At 67.2% G+C, this 18096-nt stretch carries 17 protein-coding genes and 1 tRNA gene; 9 read left to right on the forward strand and 9 right to left on the reverse strand.

The window, feature by feature from the left end:
* Window positions 1–57 precede the first annotated feature (57 nt).
* On the forward strand, window positions 58–876 hold the full coding sequence (locus D7Y15_RS44055; RefSeq protein WP_148712698.1) for a hypothetical protein: 819 nt from the start codon (window positions 58–60) through the stop codon (window positions 874–876).
* Window positions 877–1052: 176 nt separating this feature from the next.
* Here D7Y15_RS44055 and D7Y15_RS05580 read toward each other — a convergent pair whose 3' ends face one another.
* Window positions 1053–1316, reverse strand: a complete 264-nt coding sequence (locus tag D7Y15_RS05580) for a hypothetical protein (RefSeq protein ID WP_121751915.1) — start codon at window positions 1314–1316, stop codon at window positions 1053–1055.
* Window positions 1317–1538: 222 nt separating this feature from the next.
* On the opposite strand from D7Y15_RS05580, the gene D7Y15_RS05585 reads away from it, so the two are divergent.
* Both D7Y15_RS05585 and D7Y15_RS05590 read left to right on the forward strand, forming a co-directional pair.
* Complete coding sequence (locus D7Y15_RS05585) at window positions 1539–2414, forward strand: carboxymuconolactone decarboxylase family protein (protein WP_233604836.1); 876 nt, start codon at window positions 1539–1541, stop codon at window positions 2412–2414.
* Between the two features lie 11 nt (window positions 2415–2425).
* Window positions 2426–2659 carry a tautomerase family protein gene (locus D7Y15_RS05590; RefSeq protein WP_121751916.1) on the forward strand — a complete coding sequence of 78 codons (234 nt, stop codon included), beginning with the start codon at window positions 2426–2428 and terminating at the stop codon, window positions 2657–2659.
* 19 nt (window positions 2660–2678) lie between these two features.
* Here the strand turns inward: D7Y15_RS05590 and D7Y15_RS05595 are convergent, their stop codons facing one another.
* The 4 genes from D7Y15_RS05595 to D7Y15_RS05610 form a co-directional block, all read right to left on the reverse strand.
* Complete coding sequence (locus D7Y15_RS05595; RefSeq protein WP_120574314.1) at window positions 2679–3440, reverse strand: ferredoxin--NADP reductase; 762 nt, start codon at window positions 3438–3440, stop codon at window positions 2679–2681.
* Window positions 3441–3691: 251 nt separating this feature from the next.
* A complete protein-coding gene (locus tag D7Y15_RS05600) occupies window positions 3692–4705 on the reverse strand; it encodes a hypothetical protein (RefSeq protein WP_120574315.1) in 1014 nt (337 codons plus the stop codon).
* Window positions 4702–5202 (reverse strand): hypothetical protein, encoded by a 501-nt coding sequence (locus tag D7Y15_RS05605; RefSeq protein WP_147451939.1) that lies wholly within the window; start codon window positions 5200–5202, stop codon window positions 4702–4704. Before D7Y15_RS05605 ends, D7Y15_RS05600 begins: the two co-directional genes overlap by 4 nt.
* A 200-nt stretch (window positions 5203–5402) precedes the next feature.
* On the reverse strand, window positions 5403–6791 hold the full coding sequence (locus tag D7Y15_RS05610; RefSeq protein WP_158629014.1) for a sigma-54 dependent transcriptional regulator: 1389 nt from the start codon (window positions 6789–6791) through the stop codon (window positions 5403–5405).
* Between the two features lie 249 nt (window positions 6792–7040).
* Here D7Y15_RS05610 and D7Y15_RS05615 point away from each other — a divergent pair, with 249 nt between their 5' ends.
* From D7Y15_RS05615 to D7Y15_RS05630, 4 genes are read left to right on the forward strand one after another with little or no spacing between them, the layout of a single operon-like run.
* Window positions 7041–7673 carry a hypothetical protein gene (locus D7Y15_RS05615; protein ID WP_120574318.1) on the forward strand — a complete coding sequence of 211 codons (633 nt, stop codon included), beginning with the start codon at window positions 7041–7043 and terminating at the stop codon, window positions 7671–7673.
* A gap of 11 nt (window positions 7674–7684) precedes the next feature.
* Window positions 7685–8575: a hypothetical protein gene (locus D7Y15_RS05620; protein WP_120574319.1), complete on the forward strand. Its 891-nt coding sequence runs from the start codon at window positions 7685–7687 to the stop codon at window positions 8573–8575.
* Entirely contained in the window at window positions 8566–10518 is a 1953-nt protein-coding gene (locus tag D7Y15_RS05625) for a S8 family serine peptidase (RefSeq protein WP_121751919.1), read from the forward strand. The genes D7Y15_RS05620 and D7Y15_RS05625 overlap by 10 nt, the downstream gene beginning before the upstream one ends.
* Window positions 10519–10528: 10 nt before the next feature.
* Entirely contained in the window at window positions 10529–12898 is a 2370-nt protein-coding gene (locus D7Y15_RS05630; RefSeq protein ID WP_120574321.1) for a PAS domain-containing sensor histidine kinase, read from the forward strand.
* A gap of 212 nt (window positions 12899–13110) precedes the next feature.
* On the opposite strand, the gene D7Y15_RS05635 is transcribed toward D7Y15_RS05630, so the two are convergent.
* From D7Y15_RS05635 to D7Y15_RS05645, 3 genes are all read right to left on the reverse strand, one after another.
* Window positions 13111–13482 (reverse strand): DUF2019 domain-containing protein, encoded by a 372-nt coding sequence (locus D7Y15_RS05635; protein WP_158624247.1) that lies wholly within the window; start codon window positions 13480–13482, stop codon window positions 13111–13113.
* On the reverse strand, window positions 13479–14813 hold the full coding sequence (locus D7Y15_RS05640) for a hypothetical protein (protein ID WP_121751920.1): 1335 nt from the start codon (window positions 14811–14813) through the stop codon (window positions 13479–13481). Before D7Y15_RS05640 ends, D7Y15_RS05635 begins: the two co-directional genes overlap by 4 nt.
* Before the next feature lie 66 nt (window positions 14814–14879).
* Window positions 14880–14955 (reverse strand) — tRNA-Thr (locus D7Y15_RS05645).
* Between the two features lie 298 nt (window positions 14956–15253).
* Between D7Y15_RS05645 and D7Y15_RS05650 the strand changes: the two genes are divergently transcribed.
* Window positions 15254–16804: a Glu/Leu/Phe/Val dehydrogenase gene (locus D7Y15_RS05650; protein WP_120574324.1), complete on the forward strand. Its 1551-nt coding sequence runs from the start codon at window positions 15254–15256 to the stop codon at window positions 16802–16804.
* 86 nt (window positions 16805–16890) lie between these two features.
* Here the strand turns inward: D7Y15_RS05650 and D7Y15_RS05655 are convergent, their stop codons facing one another.
* Window positions 16891–17250 carry a PilZ domain-containing protein gene (locus D7Y15_RS05655; RefSeq protein WP_120574325.1) on the reverse strand — a complete coding sequence of 120 codons (360 nt, stop codon included), beginning with the start codon at window positions 17248–17250 and terminating at the stop codon, window positions 16891–16893.
* A gap of 206 nt (window positions 17251–17456) precedes the next feature.
* Here D7Y15_RS05655 and D7Y15_RS05660 point away from each other — a divergent pair, with 206 nt between their 5' ends.
* Window positions 17457–18092 carry a DUF6066 family protein gene (locus tag D7Y15_RS05660; protein ID WP_121751921.1) on the forward strand — a complete coding sequence of 212 codons (636 nt, stop codon included), beginning with the start codon at window positions 17457–17459 and terminating at the stop codon, window positions 18090–18092.
* The last annotated feature ends 4 nt before the right edge of the window (window positions 18093–18096 follow it).

Consider the following 18096-nt stretch of genomic DNA (forward strand, 5'->3'; position numbering starts at 1 on the left):
GCGGCCCAGGAAATTGACTCAGGCTATGACACCGGGATGTATGAAGTCGGTGGAGTCATGCTTGAGCGCAACTCGTCGACCGGGAAATTCAGAGATTACATCACCGCGGTGATAGACTCCGTGAGAAATCCATTCGCCGTTTCCCGCAGTGAGACAGCTCGAAAAAATCTGATTATCTTTGACGAAGATGCCGATCGTTCGAACAAGACGATCTACGAGATCAAGCACGAACGGATGGCGACCGAGGGGCGTGATCGAGAACTTGCGCAAGTGGCGCGACGGGTAATGAAGCGCGAGTGCAAGGAAGTTCAACAAGACATTCTTGAACTTCCCAATACGCTTGGCGCGATGTTCATCTCCGAAACCTCCCGTCTCCCGCCAATGCTTCCCTTGGGAATCATGATGCTTGATCTGATTGAAGCGAGAGTTGCGTATGGGACGGTCACGCCCAAGCTCTATACCTGGAAAAAGCTGATGACTTACGCCGGGGACGGAGGTGATCAAAGGCTCCAATACGCACAACTCTATGGTGGAAAACATCCCATGATGCATCAGAACACGGTCAAGGAAGCCAAGAACTTCAGCAACGAATACAACATGGTCACGCTGCGCTCTATTTCGATCCTTGTGACATGGCTACATATTTACCTAAGAATCAATCCGGCACAATGGGAGACAAGAGTCATTCGCGCTGACCGACAGGCGCTTTTCACTCCAGGCCATGCGCGCCCCATCCCAGGGCAAGCGCTAAAACAATTCGCAACAAACATAAAGAACAACAACATAAAGAACAACAACATGCATGCTCTCTTCTACAACGAAGCCATTCGACCCGCATTGATGAGGCGCTCTGGAACCCTGGACATTCTCTTCTAGCCCTTGCCGCATGCACTGATTCCCAGTGAGCATCGCCGCGGCACTGGCGTTCCTTCCCATGGAACTGCAGCATGGGGACTGGGCTTCATATCAAGCGGCATGCAGACGTAAGGCCGGCGGCACCGTGGCCACCGGCCTTGCTCTTCATGGATCCGCCGCCCGCTCCAAGTCGGGCTTCAGAGCAAGCACTTCAGGGTCGAGGGATCGCACTCGTAACCCTGGTTGCAGTACTTCAACTCGCAACACGGCTGCTTCCAGGCGCCGCAGCCCGGCTTGTTCTGGGCGGAGACGTCATCCGAGACCGCATCCGCCGTGGGCGCCTGGACCTCCGCCGAAACGTCTTCCGTCGGGTCGACCTCCGCCGTCTCCGTTCCGCCACAGGCCAGCGCAAGGGACAGCCCCATCACAACGAAAGCACTCTTCACGACACGCGTCAGCATCGGGAGCTCCTCTCGGTGAGTACCGCGCCTGTCTGAATATCGGAAACCGGCAACTCCTTGCAATTCAGCAAGGCAAAAACCAGCCACATAAAACATCACGTCGCAATGGGATTGAAGCACGGGTGTAGAGCTTCACCGCGCCCTCATTGTCAAACCTGGGTTCAAAGCCCGTTCACGCCTGCCTCCTGGCGACCGGCGGAAGATGGGCGTACCCATCCCGGCATGAGACCGTGCAACCCGCTGCGTCTGTCATGCGTCCTCGTCGCCGTGGCCCTCCCCCTCTACGGGGCCCCGGTGGCGGCGGCACCGGCCCAGGGAGACCAGGAGATCGCCATCTCGCGCGGAGGCTCACGGCCCGTGGAGCTGGCGGAGGCCGAGCACTTCACTGGCACCGTGCACCGCCAGGCCCTCTTCGGAGCGAAGCCGCCCGGGCGGACGACCGGTGGCTCCGTCACCTTCGAGCCCGGCGCCCGCACCGCGTGGCATGTCCATCCTCTGGGACAGACCCTCATCGTCACGTCCGGCACCGGGTGGCTTCAGCGCTGGGACGGCCCCATTCAAGTGTTCCGCGAGGGCGACGTCGTTCAGATCCCCGCGGGCGTCAAGCACTGGCACGGCGCCACGCCAGCCACCCGGATGAGCCACATCGCCATCCAGGAGGAGAGCGGCGGCAAGGCCGTCACCTGGCTGGAGAAGGTCAGCGACGAGCAATACGCCAAGGGACCGCCTGCGTCCCAGGGAGCCATGAACATGAAGAAGGAACCTTCCGCGCTGAAGAAGCAGCTGGGCGACTTCGCGCCCAAGATGGTGCAGCTCACGGATGACGTGCTGTTTGGCGACGTCTGGGAGCGCACGGAGCTCGCGCCCCGCGACCGCAGCCTCGTCACCGTCGCCGCGCTCACCATGGGCGGCAACACCGAACAGCTGCCCTTCCACCTGAAGAAGGCCCGGGAGAACGGCGTCTCGGAGCCGGAGCTCGTCGAGGCGCTCACGCACCTGGCCTTCTACTGCGGCTGGCCCAAGGCCCTGTCCGCGATGAACGTCGCGAAGGAGACGTTCAAGACGCCAGTCCCCGCGAAGGACCCGTCCCAGAAGTAGAGGATCGGCCCATGCCCCACGTCACCGTGAAGCTCTACCCCGGCAAGTCCGAGCAGCAGAAGACCCAGCTCGCCGAGCGGATCGTGAAGGACGTGATGGAGGCCCTCGGCAGCTCCGAGGGCGCCATCTCCGTCGCCATCGAAGAGGTCTCCCCGACGGACTGGGCGGAAGCCGTCTACCGGCCGGAGATCGCCAGCCAGTGGGACCGCCTCTACAAGAAACCCGGCTACAACCCGCTCAAGTAGGCAGCGGGTCGTGGCCGCTTCAGCGCTCGGCGAAGGCCTTCTCGGTGACGTAGTGGCCGGGCTCTCCGGGGGTACCTTCCCGGAAGCCGCGCTCCTCCAGCATCGTCGTGAGGTCCGAGAGCATGCCGGGGCTGCCACAGAGCATCACCCGGTCGACCTCCGGGTTCAGCGGAGGCAGGCCCACGTCCTTGAACAGCTTCTCGCTTTGGATGAGGTCGGTGATGCGACCCGTGTTGCGGAAGTCCTCGCGCGTGACGCTCGGGTAGTACGTGAGCTTCTGCTTCACCAGCTCCCCGAAGAACTCGTTGTGCGGCAGCTCGTGGAGGAAGAGGTCGTGGTAGGCCAGTTCCTCGGCCCGCCGGCAGGTGTGCGTGAGGATGACCCGGTCGAACTGCTCGTACATCTCCGGGTCCTTCACCAGGCTGAGGAACGGCGCCAGGCCCGTTCCTGTGCTCAGCATGTAGAGGTTCCTGCCGGGGAGCAGGTGCTTGAGGACGAGCGTGCCGGTCGCCTTCTTGCTGACCAGGATGTTGTCGCCCTCCTTCAGGTGCTGCAGCCGGGAGGTCAGGGGCCCGCCGGGCACCTTGATGCTCAGGAACTCGAGGTGGTCGTCATAGTGCGCGCTCACCATGCTGTAGGCGCGCAGCAGCGGGCGGGCCTCGACCTCCAGGCCGATCATCGTGAACTGGCCGCTGGCGAAGCGGAAACCCGGGTCCCGCGTGGTGACGAAGCTGAAGAGGGTGTCAGTCCAGTGGTGCACGCGCAGCACGGACTCCTTCATGAGACTGCTCACGGTTGTTGCTCCAGAAGAGGGCCGGCGGCGTTCTAGACCACCCGAACGCGCCAGTTAACGGGCGATGTTGTGCGACAGATTCCCCCCTCCGTACCAGAGGAAGCAGCCCGGCGGGCAGCCTTGCGCTTATCGGCGGGTTCAGGTCTCCAGGGGGTCCGCCGGCCAGGGCGGGCCTTCCCCTGTCCCCTTGTGAAGCCCGCCGCGCCTACAAGCGGGGGGCGCTTTCCCCGGCAGCGCCGCTACTTGAGCAACCCGAAGCTGTGCGACACGGCCACGCCCACCAGCGCATCCCTCAGGCTGGAGGCCTCGCCCGTCCAGTTGACGGACGCGCCGAGCACCGTGTTCTTGTCCAGGGCGAAGCTGGCTTGGGGGCCGAACTTCACGCTCGATGGGTTCTCCCCGCAGCTCTGGAGGCATTGGAGCACCTTCGCGCCCGCGGACAGCTCCAGCCGCTGCTTCAGGAATGCCACCCCGGGTCTCCAGGCCAGGCCCACACTTCCTCCCGCCTGCCAGGCTCGCTCCACGCGAAGGCCGCCGTCCTCCTGCGGAAGTTCCCGCAGTTGCGACTCCATGTCCGCGTTGATGATGAGCGACGTTCCGCTCCAGAGCTTCTGATCGTAGGCAACGTTCGCGGCCAGCCGCTCCAGCCGCTGGGAGCGGAACCCGTAACCCACGCTGGCCCCCAGGCTCAGACCGGGGCGGATGCGGGCAATCTCCGAGTCCTCGGCGGCGGTGCGCTTCTCCAGGCACGGAGCCAGACCCTCTTCGCTCTTGTCCTTCACCTCGGCGTCACAAGCCTCGTAGGCCTTCACGGAAGCATCCGAGACCCGCTGCCAGTCCGCGGTGGAGAAGGTGCGGACGTCCCGGAAGGGCGCGGCCCACTTGAGGGAGAAGGATCCGATGCCGTCACCAATGCTGTAGGCGCTCGCCACCTGCAGGTTCGTCAGCTTCGGATTGCCCGGAGCCCATAGCGCGCCGGGTGAGAAGCCGACCGACAGCACCGTCCCGGTACTGCTGGCTTCACTGGAGAACTTGAACGACTCCCCCACCGTCGGCCGGCCGAAGAGCGCCGTCGAGGAGGAGGCCATCCACGGGTCCACCGTGGGCTGACTGTCGCGCTTGGCCGCGGAGTCGGTGGCGTTGACCGCGGAGATCTCGGGAGGAAGGTCCTGCGCGCTGGCACTCGAGGCCAGCACTCCCGCGAGCACGATGAGCCCTCTGCTGAATTGCTCGGAGCGGATGCGCATGCTCATGACTGCCCCCCTCCGAAGCGCACGGTGCGGATGAAGCTGTCGTCGTTCGGATTGCCAGGGTCATTGTCGCGGCCCTGGTCCAGCAACTCGCGCTGGCCGCCCACGTCCACCCAGAGCTGGTACTTCCAGCCTCCGATGAGGAAGCGCATGACCGCTACCAGCTCGTTCTCCGTCCCGGAGGGCTTCAGCATCGATGCGGGGATGGGGAGGAAGAGCCGCCCGCCGGAGAAGATGCCCCTCGAGCCGGGAACGGGCACGTTGTTGCAATACAAGTAGAGACTCAGCGGGGCGTTCTCCGGGTACCACGCGAAGGCCAATTCCAGATGCGGCGCGGTCGCCGCCACCACGTTCTGCGGCAACAGCTGCGCCAAAGGCGCATCCAGCGTCCGCAGGCTGTGCAGCAGCTCTCCTGCTTGCGCATCCACGACGAGCGCGTGCTGGAGCTGACCGCGCAATGACTCGTAATGAGGCAGCAGCGAAGCATTCTTCGATGGCATGTTTCCCCCTGGGCGGAGTGGGCGACGCCGGGCCTGGCGCTCCGTCCGTCATCCAGAGGACAGCAACCGTCGTGCCGTCACCGTCACGCGCCGACCCGCGAGGGAGAACGCGGTGGCGGGAGCAATCCACCCAGTGCACATTGGCCGGCTTCAGCCAGAAGGCACGGGCACGATGGACGAAAGCGTCCGAGGCCCGCGGGCTACTCCACCTCGGGCGGCTCGTCCTTGCGCTCCAACCGTCTCTCCACTGCTTTACGCCCGATGCCAAGCAGCCGCGCCGCGCCGCTCTTGTTGCCGCCAGCGAGCGCCATGGCCTCGTTGAGCAGGGTGGACTCGATGGCCTCCAGCTTGTTCGCCACGGGCAGCTGCAGGATGGCGCGCGCCATGGCCATGAGACCGTCCTCGGCGGGAACCGGGCCCTGCGAAGGCTCCAGATAGGCAGCCACCGTCTCCGCGCCGATGGGATCCTCGTCACAAAAGACAGCAAGGCGGTCGATGAAGTTGCGAAGCTGCCGGACGTTGCCCGGCCAGGATCGCCGGGACAGGGCCTCCACTGCCTCCTGGGAAAAGCGCAGCGGGCGCGGCTGCTGGCGGCAGAAGTGGGCCATCAGCGCGGGGATGTCCTGGGTGCGCTCGTCCAGGGAGGGCACGCGCACGTTGAGGACATTGAGCCGGTGATAGAGGTCCTCCCGGAAGCGCCCCTGGCGCACGCGCTCCTCCAGCTTCGCGTGCGTGGCGGCCACGACCCGTCCCTGGAAGTGCTCTTCGGCGGTAGCCCCCACCCGGCGGAATCGCCCGGTCTCCAGCACGCGCAGCAGCTTGGCTTGAAGGGACAACGGCAGCTCGGCCAGCTCGTCCAGGAACAGCGTGCCCCGGCGCACCGCGGTGAGGTAGCCGTCCTGGCGCCGATCCGCCCCCGTGAACGCACCCCGCTCGTGGCCAAAGAGCTGGGACTCCATCAGCAGCTCCGGGATGGCGCCACAGTTGAGGTCCAGAAGCGGATCCGCTGAGTTCGGACCCAGCGCGTGGATGGCGCGCACCACCACCTCCTTGCCCGCTCCCGTGGGCCCGGTGACGAGCACCGGCCGATCCGAGAGGACGACGCGCTGGATGGCGGTGCGCAGCCGGCCAATGTCTTCAGAGGTGCCCACCAGCCCCTGGATGCCCGTCTCGGGGGTGAGGCGCGCCCGGAGGCGCAGCACCTCGTGCTCCAACCGGCGCCGGCTGCCCAGCCCCTGGATGATGGGGAGCACCAACTCCTCGCACAGCTCGTCCTTGAGGATGTAGTCGTACGCCCCCGCTCGCATGGCCGCGCGGATCTCCTCCATTTCGCTGGAGGCCGTGACGACGACGGGAAGCGCCGTGAACTTCTCGCGGATCTCCGCCACCAGCACCAGCCCATCCCGATTGCGGGCGTCCGCGTCCAGCCGCACGTCGATGAGCCCGATATCGATGGCGGTGGTTGTCAGCACCCTCCGCGCTTCTTCGAGCGAGGACGCCTCATGCAGCACCAGTCCCTCCTGCGTGGACAGGATGCTCGCGAGGATGCGACGCGCACTGCGCTGGTCGTCAACGATGAGGATGTTCATGGGCCAGTCGGGTTCGTACTCCTGCGGTCCAAGACACCGCAAGCCATGTGCCACCGCCACGGAATACCCTCGCATGTGGCCCCGGCCCCAACGCCCGGAGTCGTGGACGGAACCGACCAACCATCGCGCGACACTGGTCGGAAACGTCCACCCGCACGACGGAAGCCCGCGGCGCCCCCGTGGGACAAGGCATTGGTTCAATCCTTGCCATGGCAGGCCTTCGCGCAGTGCCAAGGGAGGGGAATCGCCATGACGGACGAGAAGAAGACGAACGAGGCCACCGCGGAGGAGACACAGAGGACCCCCACGACCGTTCCCAACAGGGTCGCCGACGATCAGCGAAAGACGGTGCGCCGGGTGCTCAGGGCGCTCTTCAACGAGAGCGACGGCGGCCAGAACGTGAAGGCGCTGCGCGATGCCTTGTTCATCAACTCGCCCGTTCAAGCCAAAGAGGAAGCCAACGCGATCCTGGCCTCATTGAACGCTGTCGACGGCACGCCCACGGATGCTCGCTTCAACGACAAACAACGCGATGGGCTCAAGGCCCTGCTGTCCGAGCTGAAGTACGCGCCCATCTCGCCCATCGGGCCCTACGCCCAGCCCGACTTCCGCAACCGCATCTCACAGGACGCGCTGCACTTCTGGCGCGAACTGCTCTCCAAGGAGCCGGGAGAGGTGGAGGACTTCCACCTCCGGATCAGCGACTACGCGGCGGATCCGGGCAACCCGACCCGGCTCCAGCGCGTGCTCGAGACGATGCGCGCGTATGCCCCCGAGGGGACTTGGGGCCAGAAGCACGCGAACGCGCTCGCGGCGGTCAACACCCGGAGCAGCGAGTTCCGAGGGTTGGCCTGGTACCACTTCGTCTCGGACATCTGGTGAGGGGGGCCGCCATGAGCATGGACGCGACCTTCCAGGAAGTCCTCCGCCGCCTTCCGACTCCGCTCCAGGACTACGGACAAACCCTGCCCCACCGTCTGGGCATCACCCAGGAGCCCACCGGCGCCTGGGAGGAGTTCTGGGTGCTCGACATCAACCGCGATCTCCCCGGGTATGTGGCGGAGGATCCGGAGCACCCCGGCACCCGCCTCGTCTCCGACGCCGCGCTCGCGCACTACCGCGCCGCGCACCACTGCGCAGCTATTCATGGGCTCATCGCTGACCGGCTCGTGGATTGTCAGGTCGCTCCCGACATGGGGCTGCTGCTGTTTCGCGGCATCTTCCTGCGTCAGTGGGAGCGCGAGCTGACGGCGGCCACGGGCGACCGACGGGTGGCGCGCGAGGCCCTCGCGCGGGCCCTCACCTCGCTCCGTCGCGGCACCGCGCTGGAGCTGCGGACGATGGCGCGGCGTGAGCTGGACCCGCGCACGTACGCCATCCAGACGCGAGAGAAGCTGCGCTGGGGAGGAACGGCGGCGAGGTGCCTGCTGCGGCAGACCGGACAGGCGCGGCGGGCCGAACTGCTGGAGCGCAGCTACGACCTGTTCTGCTTCGCCTTGCAGTGCATGGACGACGCGCTGGACTGCGCCGAGGACGAGCGGACGCGCGGGGTGAGCGTCCCGTCGGTGTTGGGCCTTCCCTCCGGGAGCCTCGTCCGGGCCATGCCGGCGCTGCTTGACTCCGCGATCACGCTTGCGAGGGAGGCCCGGCTGGAGCGACTGGCCTTGTGGCTGGGGAGCTTCGCCAGGCTCGCGCACGGGATCCGCCCCGAGGGCGATGCCGACAGGAATGAAGAGCTCGGGCGGCGGCTCGCCGTCGTCGCGGAGGGGGCGCTATGGGCCTGAAGCACCTCGGATACGCGCGAAGGGTCATTCTGGACGAAGAGCTCGATGAAGAGCTGATGGCCATGTATGGCGACAAGACGCTCGTCGTCTGGTCTGGCCCGGGGCTCGACGGTCACACCCCGCGGGCCGTCATCGGAGACCTCCAGCTCTACCTCATGGGGAAGCATGAGGTTCCTCCACCCGGCCCCCAGCTCGTCACCGCGCAGCCCGTCCTGTGCGCCCGCCGGGGAGGCCTGATGGTCTCCACCGAGGACAGGGTGGATGGCTTCGTCGGCATCGATGACGAGGTGTGCACCGAACTCCCCCTGCTCGACCTGTGGCAGGGCGCGGGAGGAATACCCAAGCACGGCGAGATCCCCGAGCCCCAGGTCGTCGCCCACGAGGAGTCACTGCTCGTATCCGCGCTCGACCTCATCGGGCTGACGCAGGCGAATGCCCTCCTCGGACCGGAGCACCCCACGCCCCGCATCGCCATCATCGATGAGTCTTTCTCGGGACTCCCCGATGAGCTCCCGGAGGGCTTCGAGCCTCCGGTCTTCCATGGGCTGCCGCGCCCGCCGTCCAGGTACAGGGGCCCCACCGCGGTGGGCCATGGCACTCGCATGGCGGCCACGCTTCAGGAAGCCCTGGGCCCCACCGTCCAGCTGGGGCTGTTCCGCCTCGTTCCCACCGAAGCAGATGTGCACAGCTCGTGGCTCGCGCCCACGGATCTCGCGCTCATCCTGGCGCACGCCATCCAGGCGTGGAAGGCGGACCTCGTCCTCATTCCAATGGGCGACGCACTGTGGGGCACCCCGCGCCATCTCCGGGCCGTGCTCCGCGAGGCGCAGCGGGTGGGGCGCGGGGGAAGGGGTGTCCCCATCCTCTGTGCCGTGGGCGACTCGACCAAGAACCACTGCCGGGACGGACCCGTCTCATATGCCCTGGGCGCCGACGAGCTGGCCAGCCAGCCGCAGGTGCTCGCGGTCTCCTCCACGGATACCGCGGGCCGGTGGTACCGCCGGTACAACGAGACGTTCTGCGCCCCCATCAACCGGTTCGGCCCCGCGGTCGCATTCAGCGCTCCGGGTGAGATGTACCGGGTGACGAGCATCGAAGAGAGACTCGTGGATGACTCCAGCGTGGCCTCCGCGCTGGCCACCGCCGCCACCGCCGTCGTGCTGCGCCAGGCGCCACACCTGCACGTGCACGAGCTGCGGGAAATCCTTCAGCGGACCGCGGATGTTCCTCCTCTCGTGGATGACGGCCCCGGCACCGCGCACGAGCACTTCAACGCGTGGGACCGGGAGGGCCACAACCCCAAGCTCGGCGCAGGCAGGGTCAACGCCCTCGCGGCCATGCTCGCGGCGGCGGACCCCGTCTGCTTCGCCCTGCTGCTCACCCGCTCTTGCCCGAGCCGGCTCCCCGCGCGCGGCGTGGCGGAGTCCGAGCCGGCCATCATTCGCGCACTGGCCTGGTACAACTGGGTCCAGGTCCATGCGGTGACACCGGGAGACGACCTGGACGCCGAGGGTCAGCGCCTGCTTTCGGGCTACCTCCGGGTGCGCGGAGTGATGGCGCGCAGGCTGCTGTCCTCCTCCCGGTGGAGGGAGTCCCTGATGTGGCTGGCGCGCCACCTGATGGCGCTCTGGGATGGGGACGACACCCTGCTGGATCCCGAGGGGAATCGCGACCACGGCGCCCTGGCGCTCCGGCTGGAGCATGCGCTCGAGACGCTCCGCGACGAGCTGGTCACCCCCGCATTCCCCGCGGACGCGGGGGAGCTCCTGTCGTGGCTCGATGCGCTGCGGGCGGAGCTGGGACGCAAGGGAGGACGCTGGCTCCAGCGGTTCATATTCGGAGGAGGCAGTGCGTTCGACCCGGTATGGCGGCCCGGGACGCCCATTGGAATCCTCCTCCGCGCCATCCTGACCACGCGCAAGCCACGGGTCGAGGTGGGATAGGCTTGCGCGAATGCCCTCCTCCGGCAACGTCCCCTGGCGCCAATCCAGGTCCGTGACGTGGCTCGCCGTGACCGCGGTGGCCCTGCTGCTGGCAGTGGCCGCCGCGGCCGCGGTGAACGCCTGGCGCGGTTTCGGAGCGCCCTTCCCCGGGCTCTTCGTGGATCCGTACGCGGACTTCTCCAACGTCTCCATGCCGGCCTGGGCGCAGGAGGGGCTCCCGCTCAAGTATCCCGACCGGCTCGTCGCCATCGAAGGACAGGCATTGCCGCGCGAGCTCCCCTTCCCGTCCCAGGCCGCCGCCGCGCGCATCGCCGCGCTGGCGCGAGACGGGGCCACGGAAGCACGGCTCACCTTCTCCACGTCCGAAGGCCCGCGCGAGGTGCGGCGCCCCCTGCTGGCGCTGGGCACCAACGAGGTGGGCTTCTTCTTCGGCTTCTACGCCGTGGTGGCGCTCTTCCTCCTCTGGACGGGAGGCGTGGTGCTGGTGATGGCGGGACACCGCCCGGGCGCACGCGCCTACGCCGCGTGGACGGTGGGCGCGTACCTGCTCTTCCTGAGCTTCTACGACTACCACACGACGGCGGGGCTCCCGGCGGCCTTCTCCCTGGGCGGCGTGGGCTTCGACCTGGGTTTCCTGTGGCTGGCCTATGCCTTCCCCGAGCCCCCGAAGCGTGGGCGCGCGCTGCTGCGCACGGTGCTGCTGGCGGTGACGGCCTGGGGCGTGGGCGCCGCGGCGTGGATGGTAGTCGCGCCATGGCTGGGGCATGACGCGTCCACCACGCGCCAGGTGGTGGGACAGGGCGTCCCGGCCAGCATGGCCGTACTGCTGCTGTCCATCGTGCTGCGCCTGGGCCGGGGCAGCGGGCGGGAGCGGGCCGAGTTGCTGTCCGCCGCGTGGGGACTGGCCGCCGCGCCCGCGACGCTGGCCGTGGGCTTCTTCGTGGCGCTCGCGTCCGGCAGCGGCGTGGTGCACCTGTTCGTTCCCTTCGTCATCCCGCTGCTGCCGCTGTCCATCGGCTTCGCGCTGGTGCGCCACAACATCCTGGAGACGGACGTGGTGCTGTCGCGGCGACTGCTCGCGGGGCCCATCGTCCTGGCTTCGCTGGGCGGCGCGCTCCTGACCTGGCTCGCCCTGCGGCTGCTGGTGCGCGAGGGCGTGGAGACGTGGCTCCCCACGCTGCTCTCCGTCCCCGTGCTGGTGGGCGGGCTCATGGCCTGCAACCGCCTGACGCTGTGGCTGTTCTTCCCAGCCGCGTCGCAATTCCGCCCCAGCATCGAACAGCTCAGCGACCAGCTCTCCAGCCTCCACGAGATGCCCGCCATCCGTCAGGCCGTGGAGGCGGTCGTGTCCCGATGGCTGCCCACCAGCGGCCCCGTGCGCGTGCTGGAGGCGCGAGAGCTGACGGCGGTCCCCAACCTCCCCGAGGACGCGCGGGAGCGGCTCAACACAGGCCAGCACGTGTGGACGCTGGAGACGCCGTGGCAGCGCCTGCTCGTGGTGCCCATGCGTTCCCTGGGGCGGCTGCGCGGAGTGCTGCTGTTGCCCCCCAAGCACCAGGCCGCCCTCTACACCAGCGAGGACCTCACGCTGCTGGCCACCATCGCGAGCCTGGGCGCGGTGTCCCTGCACCACGCCGAGGCGCTGAAGGAACTGGAGGCCCTGCGGCGCAGTGACGTGGAGGCCACGCGCGACGAGAAGCGGTTCACGCTCGGGCTGCTGGGCGCAGAGCTGTCGCACGAAATCGCCTACCCGCTGAACTTCTTCCGCTACCTGCTCAGGCGCAGCGGCAAAGGCCACACGTTGGAGCCGCAGGACGTGGAGATTGGCAGCGAGGAGGTGGCGCGGTTGGAGCGGATGCTCGCTACGCTGCGCAAGCTGAAGTCTCCCGCGCCTCAGCTCGCGCCAGTGGCGCTGGTGGGTCCGCTCAAGCGCGCGCTGGAGCTGATCCGCGAGCCCGTGGAGGAGAAGCGGCTCTCCGTCTCCGTGGAGGTGCCGGAGGACCTGGTGGTGCTGGCGGATCCGGACATGGTGCTTCAGGTCTTCGCCAACCTGCTGCGCAACGGAGCGCAGGCGGTGGAGTCCGGGGGACGTCTCGGCGTGAGCGCCTCACTGGCGGAGGGGGGCGTCCGGGTGGAGTGCTGGGACTCCGGGCCCGGAGTCCCCGAGGCGCTGCGCGACAGCATCTGGAACCCGTGGGTGACGACCAAGGAGGGCGGATCCGGGTTGGGGCTGGCCATCACCCAACGGCTGGTGAGCAGCCTGGAGTGGCGCATCAGCCTGGAGCGGAAGGAGGGGCGCACGTGCTTCTGCCTCCACGTGCCGGACCGTGTGCTCCTCACGCCGTCCGCGGCGCCGAGGTCCGCCGCGGCAAGCGCCTGACGGCACGAAGGTCTCGCCAGCGATGACACGCCGCCGGATCTCCAGCCGGTCCTCACCCGTCAGTCTTGCTGTTTTCCCTCGGCCTCGCACCCAGCGCCTCCCGTCGAGCAGGGTGCCATGTTGAGCACCCGAGTGGTGCGTTCACCGCGTGAGACCGCCAACGAGAGACGCAAGTATCATCGCCACATCCCAGCCTCGATGTTCTCAAGCCATCACCTGGGCGTGTAGGTTCCGTCTTTCCACGCATCCAGTAGCATTGCCGCACTGAGGCCAATCTGGCTCAGCGGGGGCCTCGCGAGTTCTGCAAGGACTCGCTCCGCCTCCGCAGAGGAGAACCTCAGCGCGGACGTCGCTGCCCAGAACCGTGTCCCCGGCTCTGCGTCGCCCAGCAGCGTCAGGATTCCCCCCTGCGCTTTCTCACCGCGCCCCTTCAGCTCCGCATCGATGGCAATGACTCGGTCATACTCCTTGTTCGCGGCCCGCGTCTTCAGCGCATCCAGGAGGTGTCCGTGTTTCGCGGAGGCCTCTCGATACTTCTCCACCAACGCCTCAGTGGAGAGTTTCTTCCAAGCATCTGCCTTCATGGAATCGCTCCATATTTCCTGAGCATCTGGAGGCCAAACTCCCGCTGTTGCGCATAGGACTGCCCACGAAGCCATTCACGAACGGTCACTCGTCCAGCAAAAGGCTGCTTGGAAGAGTAATACGCGCTGAGCCGCTCGTGGACTCTCACGTCAACGGCAATGACATTCTCCGTATTGTGTATGGGCTCGGGCCCAAAACGCTTCACGTTCCCGGGCGTCTGCTCGACGATGTGGTGCCACTGCATGCCAGGCCCCGCGGGGCCCATCGCATGCTTGAAACCACTGAAGGACTTCCATGCCTTCACACCCGACGCCCCAGTGCTTGATCCCGTGCCGCGCGCGGACATCGCCACTGCACCAGGCGCGAGGCCGAACGTGAAGCCGTCCGCGGCGATGGCGACCGTCTCGACCTGCCCCACGGCCGCGTAGACCACACCGGCTTCCGCCTCGGTCCGGACAGCGGCCCCAGCCGCTCCTGGCAAGCCCGGAAGCTTCGCGCTCAAGGTCGCGCCTGTACTCCCAATCGCAGCCGTCGCCAGCATCACGAACGCCCGCGCCGCCTGCCGGCCCATCACCTTGCCGAACCGCTCCCCCGCCCCGCGCAGCTCATCGAACGTCAGCGCCGCGTCCGCCTCGGCCATCAGGTGCCGGAAGCCCTGGATGAGTGCCCAGAACGTATCGATGCCCACGTAGCCAATGAGCGCTGCCGTAAGAACCGCCGCCACGCCCTTCGTCGCGGGCTCAGGCACGGTCCAGAGCAACGCATACGTGGCCGCCGTCCAGAACGCCGCCTGCACCAGCGCCTCGGGATTCGCCATGTCCTTCACGGCGTCCCACAGCTCGTCCAGCACCGCCCCCTTCGCCAGCGCGAGCGCCAGGGCGAAGCGAGCATCCTCCGTGACGACCGGGCTCTCCTTCAGTAGCCCCAGACAGTCACCCGCGCGTCCGGTCCGTCCACACCAACGCAAGTACGCGCGAGTCAGCTCCACATCCGGCTGCGACAGCTCTGCGGCCAGAGTCTCCCCGGGCCCGAGTGGCGTAATGCGACGGCGCTGCACATCCACCAGGTACGAACCGCTCCGGGACTCCACCTCGAAGAGGCGTCGAGCCGCGTCCTGAGCCCGAGGCGACAACCGAAGCCCCGGAGCCAGCCGAGCCACCGCCTCCTTCAGAGCCTCACCACCAAGCGCGACCGGCCGGCCCACTCCTTCCGCACGAGGAACATGGACAACCGGTGCACCGTGCCCCGTGTCGAGCCGGACGACCCGCGTCCCGCCGCCGCACCCGACCAGCGCCCACCACAGGCACAACACCAGCCACGGCAGCCGCATGCGAATCTCCGGAGCGCGAAAACGAAAAAGGCCGGCTGCCACAGGGGCAACCGGCCTTTCTCTTCTTGGAGCCGACATCCGGATTTGAACCGGAGACCTACTGATTACGAATCAGTTGCTCTACCAACTGAGCTATGTCGGCGCACCGAAAGCGGCGCGTAAGTACCATCCGCATCCGGACCCGGCAAGGAGTTTCTCAGGGGATTTTCGAGCCCCCGCCCCCCCTGCCCGCTTCTATCCCCCAGAAGCCCTGACATTGATGACACGGCGCATCTGTTGGGGTGACACACCGCGTCGGCTAAGCCCGCGACTTTTCTCCATAATTTGGAGAAATGGCCTGCCGCCAGACTGGTTGAATCCCCGTGGCGGCTGTGCTCATAAGGGCGCCGCTTTCCCCAGTGGCCCCCATCCGGGTGGGCCCTCAAGGAGCACGTTCCATCATGGCCAGCGAAGAGACTTTCATGCGCGCCCCGGCCCCTACGCCCAAGCGCACCATCTACACGGAGGCGATGGAGATCTTCAATTACGCGGCGGATCTCATCGGCCTGGACAAGCGGGTGCGTCTGGAGCTCGAAGAGCCCGACTACGAGCACATCTTCTACGTCACCGCGAAGCTCAAGGACCGGCTCGTGCCGCTGTCCGCCGAGGCGGCGAAGTCCTTCGCCGACCTGTCCGTCACCCAGGTGCGCAACCCCGAAGGCCTGGAGCGCCTGGCCAACGGCAACCTCATCCTGAACGGCCGCGCCCTGCTGGGCTCGGACGTCGCCATCCGCCACGGCCACCTGCGCCTGCCGGACGGTCTGGTGTACCAGCTGGTCCCCGGTGAGTCGCAGCGCTTCAAGGCCTACCGCGTCCAGCACAACCAGGCCCGTGGCCCCTACAAGGGCGGCCTGCGCTACCACCGCGAGGTGTCCCTGGATCTCTTCAAGGCGCTCGCCGCGGAGATGACCTGGAAGACCGCCATCGCGGAGGTCCCGTTCGGCGGCGGCAAGGGCGGCATCCAGCTGGATCCGCGCGAGTACGGCCGCGAGGAGATCGAGGCCATCACCCTGCGCTTCATGTACCGGCTCAAGAGCCTCATCGGGCCGAACATCGACATCCCGGCGCCGGACGTGGGCACCAACCCGGAGATCATGGCGCTCCTCTACCGCCAGTTCTCCGACGGTGAGCGCGAGCGCCACAACCTGCGCGGCATCGTCACCGGCAAGGACGTGCGCATCGGTGGTTCGGAAGGCCGCGGCAAGGCCACCGGCCAGGGCGTCGCGTTCTGCATCGAGGACTACTACGCCGACCGCGGCGAGAGCGTGAAGGGCAAGACCTTCGTCATCCAGGGCTTTGGCAACGTGGGCAGCCACGCCGCCATGATCCTGGGGAACATGGGCGCGCGCCTGCTCGCGGTGAACGACGCTGACGGCTCCATCTTCAACGGCGACGGCATCGACGTGAACGCGCTGGCCGCCTACGTGGCGGACCCCAAGAACCTCAAGCGCTCCGTCGTGGGCTTCCCCGGCGCCCAGCGCATCGAGAAGAAGGACCTCTGGGACGTGCAGGCGGACATCCTCGTCCCCGCCGCCCTCGGTGGCGAGATCACCGCGGACGTCGCGGAGCGCCTCAAGGTCAAGCTCATCGCGGAGGGCGCCAACGGCCCCACCACCCCGGAGGCCGACCGCGTCCTGCAGAAGCGCGGCATCGAGCTCATCCCGGACATCATCGCCAACGCCGGCGGCGTGACGGTGTCCTACTACGAGTGGATCCAGAACAAGCGCATGGAGCGCTGGAGCGAGGCGGAAGTCGATCAGCGCCTCGAGCGCGCCATGAAGCGCAACTACCGCATCATCCGGGACATCTCGCGCAACCAGCCGCGCAAGACGGAGATGCACGACAGCCGCCCGTACTGCATCGGGAAGGCCGTGGACAGCCGCTGCGCCGCCATGATCCTGGCGCTCAAGCGCATCGAGGCCCACTACCTGCTGGAAGGCTTCTCGCAGTAACCGGCCTCAAGCCAGCGCCCTGCGTTTGCCCCCCGGGGCACGGTGTCTTCCCGCTTCAGCCGGGAAGGGCCGTGCCCCGTGGTGTTTCAGTGCATCACCCGCTCGCGGTCCACCAGGAGCAGCGGCGCGTCGTCCATGGTCTCGTAGGCCACGATGCGCAGCCCCACCCCGCGGCTGTTGCCGGGACGCCCGTCCTTGCGGCCAAAGGCCAGCGCCACCTGGTAGCGGACCTCGCACAGGCACGTCATCTCCGTGCCGTCCTCGCCCGCGAACGTCACCTTCAGCTTCTCGCCCAGCCCCAGCGAGTCGCGCACCTCGATGAACATGCCCCGCGCGCTGATGTTGCGGCCGATGCCCCGCATCATTCCGTCCTGGGTGGACAGGTACACGGTAAAAATCTTGTCGAAGCGAAGATTGGAGCGGCGTTCCTGGGGCTGCGTGATCATTCGGGGAGGGCTCCGAAACAGGTGGGGACAGGGGCAAACTACACGGTAGCCAGATGTAGGCAAATAATCACCTACATCCACCCTGGAGCACCCTGACTCACCATGACGCACCACGTCCCGTTTCACGGGAAAGCGCTGCCCCCGGCGTGGCGGGAGTGGCACCATCCCCGGGCTGTCCTTCCCCCCTTTTTCCGGAGTTTCCCGCCGTGAATCGCATCCTGGCCGCCGCCTTCGCCCTCCTTGTGCCCACGCTCGCCCTGGCCGACGTCGACTCGCGCTTCGCGAAGCTGCGTGACGAGTCCGAACCCCTGGGCGGGCTGGGGGCCTTCCTGGAGAAGTACGTGGGCGAGTGTGACGGGGCGCTCGTGGATCCGCAGTGCAAGCAGCAGGCGGAGGCCTTCCGCAAGAAGTACACGGGCAAGCGCCTGTACATGATCGTCACCGAGGACGACGCGGGCATGCTGTCCCCCGGTGACTTCAACCCCGGCACCAACGAGTTCACCATCAACATCACGCCCTTCTTCTCGGGCGGGAAGTACGGCCTGTGCCACGGCGCCCCGAAGAAGACGGACTCGCAGGGCAACCCGGTGATGAACTACCTCACGGTGAGCGGCACGGCGCCGGACATGTGGAACGGCGGCACCTTCAACCGCATGTTCACGGCGCGGGGCGTGCGCGCGCAGGTCGTCTTCACCCCGCAGTCGGTGTGGACGCTGCCCAAGAAGGGCGGCGGGAAGAACTACGGCGTCAACGCCCGCATCGAGGCCGTCCTCGTCACCGAGGGCCGCACCGGCAACCAGCTGGGGCTGTGGCTCAACGGCAAGGACGCGGGCGGCAAGTAGCGGA

The organism is Corallococcus sp. AB030 (assembly GCF_003668965.1).
Taxonomy (GTDB): Bacteria; Myxococcota; Myxococcia; order Myxococcales; family Myxococcaceae; genus Corallococcus; species Corallococcus exiguus.

Coding starts and splice junctions, on each gene's coding strand:
- D7Y15_RS44055 (WP_148712698.1), top strand. CDS start 58: ATGCTTGAGCGCAACTCGTCGACCGGGAAATTCAGAGATTACATCACC.
- D7Y15_RS05580 (WP_121751915.1), bottom strand. CDS start 1,316: ATGCTGACGCGTGTCGTGAAGAGTGCTTTCGTTGTGATGGGGCTGTCC.
- D7Y15_RS05585 (WP_233604836.1), top strand. CDS start 1,539: ATGAGACCGTGCAACCCGCTGCGTCTGTCATGCGTCCTCGTCGCCGTG.
- D7Y15_RS05590 (WP_121751916.1), top strand. CDS start 2,426: ATGCCCCACGTCACCGTGAAGCTCTACCCCGGCAAGTCCGAGCAGCAG.
- D7Y15_RS05595 (WP_120574314.1), bottom strand. CDS start 3,440: ATGAAGGAGTCCGTGCTGCGCGTGCACCACTGGACTGACACCCTCTTC.
- D7Y15_RS05600 (WP_120574315.1), bottom strand. CDS start 4,705: ATGAGCATGCGCATCCGCTCCGAGCAATTCAGCAGAGGGCTCATCGTG.
- D7Y15_RS05605 (WP_147451939.1), bottom strand. CDS start 5,202: ATGCCATCGAAGAATGCTTCGCTGCTGCCTCATTACGAGTCATTGCGC.
- D7Y15_RS05610 (WP_158629014.1), bottom strand. CDS start 6,791: ATGAACATCCTCATCGTTGACGACCAGCGCAGTGCGCGTCGCATCCTC.
- D7Y15_RS05615 (WP_120574318.1), top strand. CDS start 7,041: ATGACGGACGAGAAGAAGACGAACGAGGCCACCGCGGAGGAGACACAG.
- D7Y15_RS05620 (WP_120574319.1), top strand. CDS start 7,685: ATGAGCATGGACGCGACCTTCCAGGAAGTCCTCCGCCGCCTTCCGACT.
- D7Y15_RS05625 (WP_121751919.1), top strand. CDS start 8,566: ATGGGCCTGAAGCACCTCGGATACGCGCGAAGGGTCATTCTGGACGAA.
- D7Y15_RS05630 (WP_120574321.1), top strand. CDS start 10,529: ATGCCCTCCTCCGGCAACGTCCCCTGGCGCCAATCCAGGTCCGTGACG.
- D7Y15_RS05635 (WP_158624247.1), bottom strand. CDS start 13,482: ATGAAGGCAGATGCTTGGAAGAAACTCTCCACTGAGGCGTTGGTGGAG.
- D7Y15_RS05640 (WP_121751920.1), bottom strand. CDS start 14,813: ATGCGGCTGCCGTGGCTGGTGTTGTGCCTGTGGTGGGCGCTGGTCGGG.
- D7Y15_RS05650 (WP_120574324.1), top strand. CDS start 15,254: ATGGCCAGCGAAGAGACTTTCATGCGCGCCCCGGCCCCTACGCCCAAG.
- D7Y15_RS05655 (WP_120574325.1), bottom strand. CDS start 17,250: ATGATCACGCAGCCCCAGGAACGCCGCTCCAATCTTCGCTTCGACAAG.